Below are 14,994 nucleotides of genomic sequence, written 5' to 3'. Positions count from 1 at the left end.
TCCTTCGGCAATCTGAACAATAAGTGCTGCGGTATACAAGCCCGGCACAGACCAAAGGCACCGCAAGGATTGCGGTGCCTTTGGTCTGGCTTCACCCCGCATAGGCGGGGTCTTGTGAACGGAGTCCGGCTTCACTTCATGGCTTCGGCCAGAAGAATGAGCACCAGGCCTTGACCGTAGAGGGTCGGTATGCAGGAGATTTCATTATAGGCGTCCACGGTGGGCATCACCGGAGTGCCGCCGGAGACGCCGCCGACCTCCCCATCGTCCTTAATCGTGCCCAGCACCGCTTCAAGTGCAGCACCGGCAGGTTCGAGAGCGGCTTCGCCGAGCAGGCCCATCCGTACAGCCTTGAATATCCCGGCTGCGATGCCGGCGCTCCCGGAGGTTTCAAGATAGAAGTCTCTCCGGTCCATAACCGTATGCCAGAGTCCGGCCGGACTCTGATAACCGATTAACGCCGCCATCAAGCGGCGGTATCGCTGCGGAATGGAGGCAGGCACAGGCAGCAGGCCTTCCACCTCCTGCAGAATCATGGGCGCTGCAAGGGCGATCCAGGCGTTGGCTCTTGTCCATCTGGCTGCGGACATATGGTCACCGGTGATACCGTTCCAGCCGTGAAACAGCACGCCGCTCTGCTTATCCTCAAGCAGTCTCAGGTGAAGCTCCAGCTGGCTAAGGGCTTCGCGGGCATATCCGGTTTCTCCGGTCAGCCGGGCCAGACGGGCCAGAAACAGTACAGCCATAAACACGGTATCCGCCCAGACCTGCTCCGGGAAGCTTGCCTGCTCTGTTACTGTATGCTCGAAAGCGCCCTCCCGGGTTCTAGGCGCTTCATGCAGCATCCATTGACCGGTACGGACTGCGGTCTCCTTAAAGACAGGATTCCCTGAGGCATTATACAGCGCGGGAAAGATGGCAAACGGAGCCATGGAGTTAATAACCTTCGCATGCCCGGATTGGTGCAAATGCGCAAGGGCCCATTCTGACAGCCGGTCTATAATCTCCTCTCCGCCGTCCTGCTGATAGTATTCCAGGATAGAGGCGGCACCTACGCCGGGAACCCAATCCCAATGCGCCATGTCCATTCCCCAATTGCCGGAATGATCCAGGAGCATATATGAATATACCTTGCTTGCTGCATGCTGAAGCGCTCGGGATGAAGTCAATGTTGTCATAATCTACTAGTCCTCCTGTGTGATATAGTTCAGCTTATGCTTATGCCGAAAGATTCAGTGTGAAACCTGCTGTCTGCTGTCCCCTTCAGCAGACAGCACACTTCCATGAAACTGTACGCCTTGCTCAGCCAGCAGCTGATGCAGCCGCGGCATTGAAATATCCGCCATATGGACGGTGCCTTCCTCCTTGGCGACAGCTGCCGCAATTCCCGCTGCCTGACCCAGCGCATAGCAGGTGGCCTGCACGCGCATGGAGGACATGGCTACATGAGTCGCCGAAATGCTGCGTCCCGCTACCAATAGCCCCTGCACACCGGCAGGCACCATACAGCGGTACGGAATGTCGTAGCTCCCGAGCTGGCGCTCATCCGTCGTTTTTTGCCCGTCGGGGCTGTGAATATCGATTTCATAATTGGTCTGCGCCACGACATCCCCGAACCTGCGGGCTTCGAGCAAATCCTGTTCGGTCAAGGTGTACAGGCCTACGATTTGCCCGGTTTCCCTTACACCGGTCTGGCCGGGAATATGGGCAATAATATAATTTTCAAAGCCGTTGCGCTGCAAATAATGGGCCGTTGAGAAAACCTGGCGCAGCGCCTCGCGCTCCGCGAAGTTGATGTCTTCAATACGGGCACCGTTGCCCTTAACGCGGGTCATATTGACCAGAAGCGTGCCGTCGCCATTCTTTTCCCAGTACAGGTGGCGTCCCTGCGGCAGATCGCCTACGGTCTCATATACCTCACAGTCCTCAGGAAGATAAGGGACAACCGGCTTGCCGGTATTCTGCATGGTGAACATAAGGGTCATAGGCTGCGTTAATCCGTCCTGTTCCCGGCCGTAGCGCATGGGCACTCCGGCATCTCTGGCCACAGCGGCGTCCCCGGAGCAATCCAGCACAATTCCGCCCATGAAAGCCTTCAGCCCTTCCCGGGTCCGGGCCAGTACTCCGCGTACCCGCTGCCCCTCCATGACGGGCTGGACATAGACGGTGTGGTAGAAGACCCTAACCTTCTCCCGGTGCAGTTTGCCGTTCAGATAATGGCGCACTGCGAAGGGGGAATACTGGTCCTTCCGGGAGTGCAGCGACATCAGGTGGGAGCCGGGAACGGCTTCGGGAGTCGTCTCCTCAAGCATTTCACGGTAGATGCCGGTCACGTTGCCGACACTCATATAAATGCTGACATTAGCCAGTGTTCCCATTCCGCCAAGCTGCCCCGACTGCTCCAGCAGAATCACCTTCTGTCCGCAGCGGGCGGCGGCGATGGCCGCCGCTGTCCCGGCAGGACCGCCCCCGATCACGACGACATCGGCCTCCGCATATACCTCTGCGGCCACCTGCAGATTTATCTGTTCTTTTTTCACCATTTTCATCCTTTCTATATAGAGCTTAGCTTTATAATAGATATAAGGAACAAGGGATTATAGCTTGATTTTAGTTGTACTTAGGGGATTGTGGGGTTGCATTGCAGGAGAGCTATGGAAGAATGGAATGGCCAAGTAAAAGGGGGAAGCCGTGTGTCAAAGAGAAAAACGGTTACGCTGCGGGATCTGGCGGACCGCCTGGGGCTGAGCGTGTACACAGTATCCAAAGCGCTGCGCGGGCTGCCGGGCATGTCGGAACCGACCCGCAGGCTGGTATTCGCTACTGCCCGGGCAATGAATTATGCGACCAAAGCGCAGGAAGCGGGGCTTGCCGCTGAATCCATTGCCTATGCGGCGGGTAAGCCCCGCCGGTTCGTCATGCTGATGCCTGCAGACCACTCTCTTCTGCATCTGCAGTTCTATGGTCTGCATCAGCGCATGGATGAGCTGGGCCATCAGGTACAATCCGTATTGCTGCCGTTTGAGGGACACCAGCCGGACAAGCTGGAGGACTGGCTGGAGAAGAGCGGCATTCTATACTGCGACGGATTGTTTCTATCGCCGCTGCTGCCCGTCTGGGCAGAGACTATTCTGCTGCAGCTTGGTCTTCCGAAGGTAATGATCAATTTCCCGCCCGAAGGGACCGAGGTGGACAGTGTAATCTGGGATGTCCAGCATGCGATCATTCTTGCGGTAAATGCGCTCTGCCGCAGCGGTCATCGCCGAATTCTGTACGTGGGTGAGCCGGACGGACAGCGGGGATTCCGCTTGCGCTATCAGAGCTTCAGGGCCGCCTGCGCAAGCCGGGGAATTTCCGCTGCTGAACAGATGTATCATGTGAACCCCGCTGATCCTAAATGGCTTGCTGACTTATCGGCCATTCTTCAGACCGGAAGCCCTACGGCTATTCTCTCGGCGAATCATGGACAAGCCGGGCCCATTCTGCAGAAGGTGCAGGAATTGGGACTTAATATTCCGGAGCAGATATCAATTGTTGCGATGGAGCATGGGGAACTGGAGACTTGTCCCGGCTTGTCGCGCCCGGCGCTGCTGGTTCAGGAGGCAGGGGAGCGGGCGGCTGAACTGATGCTGCGGCGGATTGCCAATCCGCTGGCGCCTTATGAGCAAATCCGGCTGCTGGGACCGTTTCTGACAGGGGAGACGGTTGCGGAGCCATCCCTCTGCTGAACAAAGACGCCGTCAATTCTCCAGCTATAGGAGAATTGACGGCGTCTTAATCCTAGTCTAGTCCCCGGTCTTCACAATCCAGACCTCCGGCAGATTGCGGAACTGCTCGGCGTAATCCAGGCCATAGCCGACGACGAATTCGTCAGGAATGTCAATGCCGCAGTATTCGACCGGAACTTCGACCAGGCGGCGTGAAGGCTTGCTGAGGATGGTGCAGATACGGACGCTTGCCGCTTCGCGCAGGGCGAACAGCTGCCTCAGATGCTGAAGCGTCAGGCCGGTGTCGATCAGATCCTCGACGAGCAGGACATGCTTGCCGCGGATATCCATGTCGATATCCTTCTTGATCGTGATGACACCGGAGGAGGTGGAGCTTGCTCCGTAGCTGGACACCGACATATAGTCGATGCCGACCGGGAAGGTGATTTCGCGCATCAGGTCGGACATGAATACAGCGCCGCCCTTAAGGATGCAGATAAGGACAAGCTCCTTGCCCGCATAGTCACGCGAGATTTCAGCTCCCAGTTCTCTTACTCGTTGCTGCAGCTGGTCCTTGCTGACCAGAACTTTGGTAATTTGGGTCATGGTTGACGCTCCTTATGGATTAGGATGTGATCAGGAGGATGATCTGTCCTTTTCCTTAAGCATAACATCATGTGCGCCTCCTTCAAAGATTGTTGTGGAGGAGACGAGTGTAATCTTCGCCTTCAGCTGCAATTCGGGGATAGTCAGTGAGCCGCAGTTGCACATGGTGGATTTGATTTTGCTGATGCTGAGATCCAGATTATCCTTCAGCCGGCCCGCATAAGGAATGAAGGAATCCACGCCTTCCTCGAACTCCAGCTTGCTCTCCTTATCGGCATTGCCGAAGTCATAACGCTGCCAGTTGCGGGCACGGCTTGCGCCTTCACCCCAATATTCCTTTACGAAGTTCCCGCCGACCAGCAGCTTGCGTCCGGGACTTTCATCGAATCTGGCGAAATAGCGGCCAAGCATCACGAAGTCAGCGCCCATCGCCAGGGCCAGCACAATATGATAATCATGGACAATCCCGCCGTCAGAGCAGATCGGGACGTAGATGCCGGTCTGCTCGTAATATTCCTGGCGGGCCGCCGCGACTTCGATGACGGAGGAGGCCTGACCGCGGCCGATTCCTTTTTGCTCCCGGGTAATACAGATGGAGCCGCCGCCGATGCCGACCTTGATGAAGTCCGCCCCCGCTTCGACGAGGTACAGGAAGCCCTCCTTATCGACAACATTGCCTGCGCCAACCTTCACCTGCTCCCCGAAAGTATCCTTAATATAATGAATGGTCTCCGCCTGCCACTCCGAATACCCGTCGGAGGAGTCGATGCAGAGGATATCTGCCCCAGCCTCCACGAGCGCAGGTACACGTTCCTTGTAATCCCGCGAATTGATCCCTGCGCCAACGATGAGCTGTTTGTTGTCATCATGCAGCTCCAGCGGATACTCCTGATGGCTGTCATAATCCTTGCGGAACACCAGATGGACGAGATGGCCGGTGGCATTCACAATCGGCAGGCAGTTCAGCTTATGATCCCAGATCATGTCGTTGGCTTCGGTCAGCGTAATTCCTTCTTCAGCATAGATCAGCGAAGCGAGCGGGGTCATGAACTCCGTTATCGGGCAGTCCGGCGGCAGCCGGTTCTCGCGGTAATCGCGGCTGGTGACAATCCCCATCAGCTTGCCTGTCGGTTCTCCATTGTCCGTGATGGCAATAGTGGAGTGGCCGCTTCGCGCCTTCAGCACTAACACATCCTGAAGCGTATCCTCCGGCCGCAGATTGGAATCGCTGAGGACGAACCCGGCCTTGAACTTTTTGACCCGGCGGACCATTTCGACCTGCTGTTCGATCGACTGGGAGCCGTAGATGAAGGAGATACCGCCGCTTTTAGCCAGGGCAATCGCCATGTTGTGGTCAGATACGGCCTGCATGACTGCCGAAGTCACCGGAAGGTTCATGGTCAGTGCCGGGGTCTCTCCTCGGCGGAATTTGGTGACCGGTGTTCTAAGATCCACATTTCCGGGAATGCATTCTTTGGTAGTCAGACTGGGCACCAGCAGGAACTCACTGAAGGTTCTTGAAGGCTGTTCGTAATAATAAGCCATGGCTTGTCACTCCCCTGCTATATTTTGCAGATATGCTGCGATTGTAAATGTATACACTTCATACCTTGGATAGAAACCGTATAGGAACTCCAATGTCCGCTTCAAGCTGCTTATAGTGCTCTCCTTTGGCCAGAATCGCCTGTACCCCCACAAGCTCAATCCCCATAACGGACATCTGCCCGGCAATGCAGCGGATCGTAGCCCCTGAACTAATGACATCATCAAGCAGCAGCACGCGGTCACCGGCAGAGAAGCCGTCAAAATAAATATAATTCTCATTATACGCCGTTTCGCGCCTGATGCTGACCTCATAATTCTCGTACAGCTCTGTGCTGAGGCGCAGGATATTCATCGGCTTCATCAGCTTGTAGGCCGCCAGCATCCCCCAGGTATGCCCTCCCGGTTCAGGAGATACGATGTAATCGAAATCGGGGAACTGCTCTGTGATGGCCGCTGCCAGACTATCGGTAATCTCACTGATCAGCTCGGGGGCAATGTACGTTCCTCGTTCGCCAAAAGGGTAGAGCTTGAAGTCATAGGCGGTGTCCCTGTTCTTGTAGATTCTCACATTCCCGGCTTGGCGGATCGATTCATTTAACCGTGCGTAGGATGCACTCATTGCCCTCACTCCTTCTATTATATAGATGGCAAAAAACCCAGGAACGAAAGAGGCCTAAGTCAAGACAGAATACCTCAGAAGGAAAAAGCCCGGCTTGGCCGTAAGCTCTCTGCTGATGATTCCAGCGTCTTGTCTGGCCTCTTGTAGCCTGGGGCAATTTACGGTTGCCTGTAGATACGCCCATTCCACATTAACGGGCTTATACAAGAGAATTAATTAGAATAACTGACACGATTATGACTTGAAAATGATTAATTCAGAATTAAAATATTAACCGCGTTACAAAACATTACTCAGATCATTTGTTATATGCTATCATCCACAATAAAGTGTGTCAATAATTCATTTAAGTGTCACTAAATATAACTTGTGTTGTGGGATCAGTCACTACTTCATATGCAGTTGCCGGTACTCTGTTGGGGTCATGCCATAATATTTCTTGAAATTGCGCAGGAAGCTGGAAAAGTTGGTGTAGCCAATCTGCTGTGCCACATCGTTCAGCTTCATGGGGGTCTCCAGCAGCAGCCTGCTGGCAGCCTTCATGCGGACTTCAATCAGATAGTCAACGAAATTGCTGAAGGTATATTCCTTGAACAGCTTGCTTAGGTAGTTGGGGCTGAGGTTGAACCGGTCGGCCAGATAATTCACAGAGATATCGCTTTGATTATAATGCTCTGTGGTATAAGAGAGGATGCTCTCAATCAGCTCGCTGCTCTTTTTCTTATGGTTTCGTTTGTCGTTCATGGACTGAATCAGTTCATCCATCAGCGAGCCGAGGACAGCCCGCAGCTCGTACAGCGTCTCGCACCGCTGGAGGCGGATAAGAACGGTCTCGTGTTCTGCCTGGAACTGTTCATTCAGGGCGGGGTCGGCTGCAGTCCGCAGTGCTTTCAGGATAACCTGCAAGCAGAGCTGGACCATCATTTCCTTAGACAGGTTGCAGCGGGCCGCACGCTCGAACAGCTCTTCCAGTACAGCTCCGGTTTTCTCCGCGTTGACCTGCTTGACGGTTTCTACAAGATCATCTATGGATTCAAATACCTCAAGCAGTCTGCCAGTGTTCCAGGATTCTATATCGCCTGCGGTAATCAGTGCGCTAGGTCCCATCAGGATTTTGCAGGAGACCAGTGCCGCCGACTCCAGATAAGACTTGCGGATATCGGAGAAATGCTCGTAATAACCTCCTATGCCAATAGAGAGTGTACGTCTGAACTGTCCCTCAATATAGGCCATGAAATGCTCTCCCAGGGCTTTGGCCGCAGCGGTGTTCTCCGCACTTCCACCACTTCTGAAGCTAAGAATCAGTGCCGCCTGAAAGTCATTCATCTGAACGGCCGCCCCTTTAATCTCCCCCTGACCGGAGCGAATGATTTCTTCGGCCACATTGCATAGGGCGTAGAGGTAAAGATTCATATCCCCTACTTTTTCCAGCATAGCCTTATTGTCATATTCCATGGTCAGAACGATATAATGGCCCGGATACAGGTCAATACCTGCATGGTTCAGCATCGGTTCCGCGAATTCAAATTTGGTCTTGTTGCCTGTCAGAATATCGAACATGAGCTGCAGCTTCAGGGCGGGGATACTCTCGTGCAGCTTCTTCTCGGCATTGGAGTAACCGGTGAATACCTGCTCTATTCTACTATGAAGCTCATTATAGGACAGGGAGGGCGAGGTGCTTCTGTTCTCCAGGCCATGGGGAGTGCGTTTCGTGATGTCCTCCAGTCTGGCGATAAAATACTCCATGGGGGCAAACCAGCGGTGGTTGACAAAGCGGGTCGTCAGCGTAGCGACAGCCAGCATCAGAACGGCCATGCCAATCAGAATATAACGGACCGTAAGCGAGAGGGTGCTAAGCTGGTGTTGGGACACGACATAGATCAGCTTCCAGCCGGTATAGGCGGAATTGTCGTAGAAGATAAGATTTTTGCCGTGAGCCGTTGTTTCGGTCACATAGCCGTGGCCCTCCCTGGAGAGGACCTGGGCGCTGTAGCTCTGATCAAGAATACTCTGATGAATCAGCTTGGAATCCTTATGGGACAGGATATTGCCGTTCTGATCGACCAGAAAGACGTTGTAGCTGTCGCTGAATTGCAGGTCGCTGAACATCTTGGAGATACTTTTCTCATTGATTTGTGTGACCATGACCCCGCTTCTGTCCTTCGGCCCTGCCGTGAACGGGTAATTGCGGATAAGCAGGAAGTCGCTGGTGCCGGCTTCAGGCGGAGAGGCTGTCCATTTATTGACCTTGGTGCTGCCGGCAAAAGACTTGATCCACCCCATCCCGGCCGCTGAATCCAGATCATAATAATCCGAAGCAGAGATCAGCTTGCTGCTGATGGTGGAATACAGAAACATAGCCTTCATATTGAAATTGGCTCCGAGAATATTGCCGAGCTGATCCTGGAGCATGGACAGTCCCAACAGGTGTTGAGGGGCATCCGAAGCGGTGCTCTCAAAAAAGGAGCGGCTCTCATTGTTGCGCAGAAAATTGAGGGTGGTCAAATCAATCTCCTGCAGGGCGCTGTCCACCCGTTTGCTGATTTGGCGCAGCACATTCTGATTGGAGCCAATCACCTGACGCTCAAGCTGGCGGATCGAGCTTACATAGCTGATAACAGCGGTTGTGAGGATAATCAGGACGAATAGAGTGATGTAAATGAGCTGTACCTTGGCTGCAATGGTTCTCTTCAACGGCTATCGCTCCCTTATCCGGCTGATGGTATCTACATTATAAGACAGATTGCCGGGTCAGTCGGGTTTCACTTTCTATTCCGGCATAGCGTTATCTACAAATAGTTCCTGCATAGCGGTAAATGAGAGCTCATTGTAGGTTCTGCAACTGTTCAGCTTCCGTGGCGGGGATTTATAGTTGAATGGTAGACCGGCGCCCGGTTGTACCGCTGTAGCAAGACATCACAAGCTTCCTATCACACATCCATTGGAGGTCAAAGGAATGTACAGACACAACAAAATCACGCCTGCATTTGTATCCCTGCTGCTGCTCGGAACGGTATCCTTATCCGCATGCAGCAACAGTAATAATGGAAGCACAGGCAATACGGCGGAGCCAACCGCCGCCGCTGCAGCAGCAGCTTCACAGACGGCAGACGGGGACAAATATAGCTCGCTGCCCAAAGAAATCTCGGCCTCAATTTATGACCGGGGGCAGGTTGCGGCCAGTGAAGGCTCTTATGAGGATAACCGGTGGACGAAGTATATCAATGAGAATTCCGGAGTCAAGGTCAATTGGATGCCCATCCCGCGCAATCAGGAAGCGGATAAATTCAATGTGCTGATTGCATCGGAGCAGGCGCCGGATATGATGACGACCTATAACCGGGACTTCATCGTCCGCTGGGCCAATGAAGGGGTGATTCAGCCGCTGGACGAGTACATCGACAAATATAGCACCAGCTATAAGAAATACCTGGAGGAGCATCCTGAGCTGAAGCCGTATCTGACGCTGGAGGACGGCAAAACGTATGCGATCGCCAGCCTGCGGCCGACCCGTGCCAATACCGCTCTGTTCATCCGGCAGGACTGGCTGGATAAGCTGGGGCTGAAGATGCCGAAGACGGTGGATGAGCTGGTTGAGGTAGCCAAAGCTTTCCGGGACAATGATCCTGACGGTAATGGACAGAAAGATACCATTCCTATGGCGATGTCCACGGCATATACGGCGATTACAGACGACTGGTATATGGCGCGCAGCGCAGCGTGGTTCGTGGAGGACGGGAAGCTCGTCCAGAGCTTTTTCACAGACAGATATAAAGACGCGCTTGCGTTCCGCCAGCTTGCCTACAAAGAAAACCTGGTCGATAAGGAGTTTGCTACGGACAAGGAATTTTCGCGGCAGAAGCAGCTCTGGACCACGGGACGCTCCGGCATATATTTCAGCAATCTGAATATGGACAATACCATTAGTGATCTGCGGAAAAACAATCCGGGGGCTAAGCTGACTGCGGTTCCGCCTCTGGCGACGAAGTATGGAACGAACGGCTATGAGATTGAGGTTCCTAACCATCTGTTGACCGCCTTCAACAAGGATATGAAGAATCCAAAGGCGGCGATGGAACTGATCGACTGGATGCTGGATACGGGCTGGGAGCCGCTGACCTATGGGGATGAAGGGGTTCATTATCAGATGAAGAATAACATTCCGGTTACCACCGATTATGACAAGTGGAAAACAGAAGTCGGCTACGCCGCGGAGTACAGAGTGGTCCAGCAGGAGCAGTATACACCGGATTATCTGCTTACCCGGGCCGGGGACAATCAGGATGATCTGGATATAGCTAAGCTGAAGAATGCCATCATCAAATTCTCGGAGACCTATACCTTCCGCAAGGATATCCCTTATATCCCGCCTGTTGCGGAGTACTCTTCCATTGCCGGCCAGTTTGAGACCAAATGGAAGGAGATCAACACCCGCATGGCGATGGGAAGCCAGACACCGGATGAAGCGGTCGAGGAGCTGCGCAAGGCCTGGAACAGTCTTGACGGAGACAGTGTAACCGCTAAGGTTCAGGCCTGGTACGACACCAACAAAGATAAGCTGAAATAAAAGCAAGGAGTGAGAGAGCCTTATGCAAAAAACATTGCAGCATTCTCCCGGTCCGGCAGCCCTCCAGAAGCCGGGACGGGGCCTGTTATTCTATCTGCACCGGGACCGGTACCTGTATTTGTTCCTGATTCCCGCGATGTCGTATTTCTTCCTGTTCAAATTCGTCACGCTGTACGGCGAGCTGATTGCCTTCAAGGATTTTCGCCTGCTGGACGGGGTGTGGGGCAGTCCCTGGGTAGGACTGAAGCATTTCCGTGCGTTGTTCCAGAGCGCTGATTTCTGGCAGGTTCTGCGTAATACGCTGCTGCTGAATCTGTACAATCTTGTGTTTGCTTTTCCTGCACCTGTTCTGCTCGCCTTGCTGCTGAATGAGCTGCGGGTGAACTGGTTCAAGCGGACGGTGCAGAACCTGCTGTACCTGCCCTTTTTCATCTCATGGGTGGTACTTGCCGGGATCATAGTCTCCCTGCTGTCGCCCTCTACCGGTGTAGTGAATGCAGTATTACAGGCCATGGGCGTGGACCCTGTGTATTTCATGACAAGCACCTTGTGGTGGCCTGTTGTGTTCATTGTATCGACGATCTGGCAGAGCGCAGGCTGGGGCACGATTATCTATATGGCCGCCATCTCCTCCATTGATCCCGGATTATATGAAGCGGCCAAAATCGACGGAGCCACCAAGCTCCGCCAGATCTGGCATATCACTCTGCCGGGCATTCGCGGCACGATCGGCGTGCTCCTGGTGCTGCAGATGGGCAAGATGATGGATGTGGGCTTCGAGCATATTTTCAATCTGCAGAATGCCGCCGTGTTCAGTGTGTCGGATGTCATCAGTACCTTCGTATACCGAACAGGGCTGCAGAATGCGCAGTATAGTCTGGCGACGGCGGTTGGATTGTTTCAGGCTCTGATCGGACTGATTCTGGTGCTGACGGTCAACAAAATTGTGAAAAAGCTGGGTGAAGGCGGATTATGGTAAACCGACTGAAGAGTACGCCGCTGTATGTGTTCCTGGCCCTGTGTGCCTTTGCAACCGTGTTTCCGCTGCTGAACATTCTGTCCATGTCCCTGAGCAGCAGCCGGGCGATTATCTCGGGAGAAGTGGTGCTCTGGCCGGTGGAAATCAATTTTCAGGCTTATAAACAACTGTTCATTGACGGGCAGCTGCTGGTCGCCATCAAAAATACCGTAATCATTACAGGAGTCGGCACCGTACTCCAGATGATCGCTACCACCTTGGCGGCATACACGCTGTCGAAGCGGCGGCTCAAGGGACGGCAGATCTTTACGTTCATGGTAATGTTCAGTATGCTGTTCGGCACCGGCCTGATTCCGCTATTCCTGCTGGTGAAGCAGATGCATCTGATCAATACGTTCTGGGCGATCTGGCTGCCGGGTCTGGTGAGTGCCTATAATCTGTTTGTGATGAAGTCCTTTTTTGAAGGCCTGCCGGTGGAGCTGGAGGAATCGGCAACGATTGACGGCGCGACGGACCTGACGATTTTTGCCAGACTGACGCTGCCCTTATCCAAGCCGATTCTGGCCGCCATCTCACTCTTTTATGCGGTTGCGCTGTGGAATACGTACTCCAATGCTTTGTATTTCATCAGCAAATCCCAGCTCCTGCCGGTGACGGTCAAGCTGTATCAGATGCTTCAGACACCGATGGATGCCCTGCTCGCCGGAGGGGATTCAGCCAACTATATTCAGCCGGAGGGTCTAAAGGCCGCGGCGATTATGATTACGGTCCTGCCGATTCTCTGTGTGTATCCGTTTCTGCAAAAGCATTTCATTAAAGGTGTTCTGCTTGGCTCGGTGAAGGGTTGAAGGCACAGTTAATGTGGCACAGAATTTCAAGTGACAGAGGTGAAGTATGAAATCGTCAACAAACTATACATTGGAGCAATTTGCTTTTGATTTACGTAAAAGTCTGGCTCCCGCCGGACATACCTGGGTATGCAGCGGGTACAGTACGGCTGCTCCGCTGGAGCGTACCGTCAGCGGGGTGCGCGGCTGTTTTTCACCGCCTTTTGCAGCCAAGGAATTAGAGGTGAAAATTCTCATAACAGCGGATAAACATGCTGTTGCAGATGACGGGAATCTGGGCAAAGGGGACTGCGGCGTACTGTATGCCCAGGGGGTATGGCGGCCTGATCAGATCCGGCGGCAAGGCACGTATCATCATCTGATCAGCGAACGGCTGATTTCCCTTGCTGTAAGCAGTGAATTGATTCCGCTTGCGGATGCACATGGGTTCATCCTGACTCAGCGGGTAAGGAACCGCAGCCAAAGACCTGTTCCCGTGGCCTTTCAGCCGGTGCTTCAGCCGGGGAGTCCGGCGTATGTTCCCTTCGATGAATGGGATTACGGAGCTCCGCTGACCGAAGCTGGGCCTGCTGTGAACATCGGTCAGGGCATCTGGGAGAATGAACAGGTCCGTGTCACCTTGATCGCTGAGGGAGACCGGGAACAAGTACTGGAGGAAGGGGAAGAAGCCGTATTCTGTCTGGCCGTAGTGCTTACTCCTGCCGGACAGACATTCAGTGGGAATGAGGGGCGGAGCCTGGGTGAGCTGGCGCAGCGGACCACGGCCGCCTGGGAGCGGCGGCTTGCAGAGGCCTGCCGGGAGCTGCCGGTTCTGCAATCGGACATTCCGGGTCTGGAGGAGTATTACCGCCGCTCCCTGATCAGCGGTCTGGTCTGCCTGTGGGATAACCCGGATTTTGCAATCCGTCCCTTCCCGGTGGTCTCCGGGCTGGAAGGCGCAGGCATCTGCTGCTATCCATGGGATATCGGGGGCTACGGGGCACGCACGATGGCCATGATGCTGGGCAAGGACAAGGCGGCGGAGCTGGCGGGGTTGATGGTGAAGAGCGGCATCGACCGGCACTCGCGGTTTGCTCCAAGCGGCAAGGGGGCCAACGTTCCTTACTCCTACAGCCTGTGGTCGTTTCTGAACTTTGCCTGGTCGATCATTGTCCTGCATGGCGGCGGAGAAGAGCTGTATCCTGCAATGCGCGAGCTGGCCTTATATGACGACAACCGTCTGCCGCAGTGGAATGAGCTGCTGGATTATGGCCTCCAGCCTAATCTGCTGGAGATGCGCGGAGTGGGCTATGAGCATATCGTCGCCAGTCCGAACGCCGAGCGGGCCTGGAGCTATGACCGCTTGGCGGATCTTGCCCGGTATCTGCAGCTCTGGGAGGAGCCTGCGGACGAGTGGCGAGAGAAGGCGGAGCGGATCCGGCAGTCCATCCGCAGCCATCTGTGGGATGAGGAGAAGGCCTGGTTCAAGGCGCTGTATCCTGGAGGCCACGAAGAGCTGATCTATTCCATTCAGTATTTCGATGCCCTGCGGTTCGGCGCTTGCAGCGAAGAGATGAAGCGCGGCATGTTCACACAGGTCAGAGAGGGTGCGTTCCTGGGCAATTACGGCGTCAGCAGTATCTCTTCTGAGGATGAACGGCACTATGAACAGAATGATCCGGATTGGTCGGGCAGCGGGGCTTACACAGGGGATGGGCCGATGCTGGCCCTGACGTTATGGGAATCCGGCCAAGGTGAGCTGGCCTGGGATGTACTGCAGCGTCACTTCTGGATGGGGCAGCATTTGCCCTATTATCCGCAGGAGCATTACTGCGACCGGCCTGCTGTTCCGGTGCACAAACGGGCTAATGTGGTGGCCGGCCTGGCGGGTGCGGAAGCGCTGCTCTTCGGCATGGCCGGTCTGGACCCGCAGCTGGACGGCAGCCTGTGGATTCGGCCACAGCCGCCCGCAGAAGGCAGTGTAAGGCTCTCCGGTTTCTATTTCCGGGGGCATGTCATTGATGTGCAGCTCCGTCCGGGCTGGTGTGAAATTGTCCGTGATGAAGAAGTGATCTACAGCGGCGTTCCGGGCCGCATGGAGGTTGTTCCTGTAGGCGTAAGGCATGAATCCTAGAAAGGAGATA

11 protein-coding genes and 1 riboswitch are annotated in these 14,994 nt (G+C 54.4%); of the genes, 5 read left to right on the top strand and 6 right to left on the bottom strand.

Annotated elements, in window-relative coordinates; all coding sequences use genetic code 11:
* Window positions 1-131 precede the first annotated feature (131 nt).
* Both KDC22_RS26420 and KDC22_RS26415 read right to left on the bottom strand, forming a co-directional pair.
* Window positions 132-1,178 (bottom strand): glycoside hydrolase family 88/105 protein, encoded by a 1,047-nt coding sequence (locus tag KDC22_RS26420; protein ID WP_211720899.1) that lies wholly within the window; start codon window positions 1,176-1,178, stop codon window positions 132-134.
* 54 nt (window positions 1,179-1,232) lie between these two features.
* A complete protein-coding gene (locus tag KDC22_RS26415; RefSeq protein WP_211720898.1) occupies window positions 1,233-2,543 on the bottom strand; it encodes an FAD-dependent oxidoreductase in 1,311 nt (436 codons plus the stop codon).
* 150 nt (window positions 2,544-2,693) lie between these two features.
* Between KDC22_RS26415 and KDC22_RS26410 the strand changes: the two genes are divergently transcribed.
* Complete coding sequence (locus tag KDC22_RS26410) at window positions 2,694-3,728, top strand: LacI family DNA-binding transcriptional regulator (protein ID WP_211720897.1); 1,035 nt, start codon at window positions 2,694-2,696, stop codon at window positions 3,726-3,728.
* A gap of 57 nt (window positions 3,729-3,785) precedes the next feature.
* Here KDC22_RS26410 and hpt read toward each other — a convergent pair whose 3' ends face one another.
* The 4 genes from hpt to KDC22_RS26390 form a co-directional block, all read right to left on the bottom strand.
* Window positions 3,786-4,313 carry a hypoxanthine phosphoribosyltransferase gene (gene hpt / locus KDC22_RS26405; RefSeq protein ID WP_211720896.1) on the bottom strand — a complete coding sequence of 176 codons (528 nt, stop codon included), beginning with the start codon at window positions 4,311-4,313 and terminating at the stop codon, window positions 3,786-3,788.
* 30 nt (window positions 4,314-4,343) lie between these two features.
* Window positions 4,344-5,858 carry an IMP dehydrogenase gene (locus tag KDC22_RS26400; RefSeq protein ID WP_211720895.1) on the bottom strand — a complete coding sequence of 505 codons (1,515 nt, stop codon included), beginning with the start codon at window positions 5,856-5,858 and terminating at the stop codon, window positions 4,344-4,346.
* A 58-nt stretch (window positions 5,859-5,916) separates the two neighbouring features.
* Window positions 5,917-6,477: a phosphoribosyltransferase gene (locus KDC22_RS26395; protein ID WP_211720894.1), complete on the bottom strand. Its 561-nt coding sequence runs from the start codon at window positions 6,475-6,477 to the stop codon at window positions 5,917-5,919.
* Between the two features lie 124 nt (window positions 6,478-6,601).
* Window positions 6,602-6,704: riboswitch (purine riboswitch) on the bottom strand.
* Window positions 6,705-6,864: 160 nt separating this feature from the next.
* Complete coding sequence (locus KDC22_RS26390) at window positions 6,865-9,171, bottom strand: PDC sensor domain-containing protein (protein ID WP_211720893.1); 2,307 nt, start codon at window positions 9,169-9,171, stop codon at window positions 6,865-6,867.
* Window positions 9,172-9,433: 262 nt separating this feature from the next.
* Between KDC22_RS26390 and KDC22_RS26385 the strand changes: the two genes are divergently transcribed.
* Genes KDC22_RS26385 through KDC22_RS26370 form a run of 4 tightly spaced genes read left to right on the top strand, consistent with a single transcriptional unit; the run spans window position 9,434 to window position 14,984 of the window.
* Window positions 9,434-11,044, top strand: coding sequence for an extracellular solute-binding protein (locus KDC22_RS26385; protein WP_211720892.1), 1,611 nt, complete (start codon window positions 9,434-9,436; stop codon window positions 11,042-11,044).
* A 22-nt stretch (window positions 11,045-11,066) separates the two neighbouring features.
* Window positions 11,067-12,023 carry an ABC transporter permease gene (locus KDC22_RS26380; RefSeq protein WP_211720891.1) on the top strand — a complete coding sequence of 319 codons (957 nt, stop codon included), beginning with the start codon at window positions 11,067-11,069 and terminating at the stop codon, window positions 12,021-12,023.
* Complete coding sequence (locus tag KDC22_RS26375) at window positions 12,017-12,871, top strand: carbohydrate ABC transporter permease (RefSeq protein WP_211720890.1); 855 nt, start codon at window positions 12,017-12,019, stop codon at window positions 12,869-12,871. The genes KDC22_RS26380 and KDC22_RS26375 overlap by 7 nt, the downstream gene beginning before the upstream one ends.
* Window positions 12,872-12,917: 46 nt before the next feature.
* A complete protein-coding gene (locus KDC22_RS26370; RefSeq protein WP_211720889.1) occupies window positions 12,918-14,984 on the top strand; it encodes an MGH1-like glycoside hydrolase domain-containing protein in 2,067 nt (688 codons plus the stop codon).
* The last annotated feature ends 10 nt before the right edge of the window (window positions 14,985-14,994 follow it).

It is taken from the genome of Paenibacillus tritici (assembly GCF_018207515.1).
Taxonomy (GTDB): Bacteria; Bacillota; Bacilli; order Paenibacillales; family Paenibacillaceae; genus Paenibacillus_AQ; species Paenibacillus_AQ tritici.
This window is presented reverse-complemented; position numbering and strand designations above follow the sequence as displayed.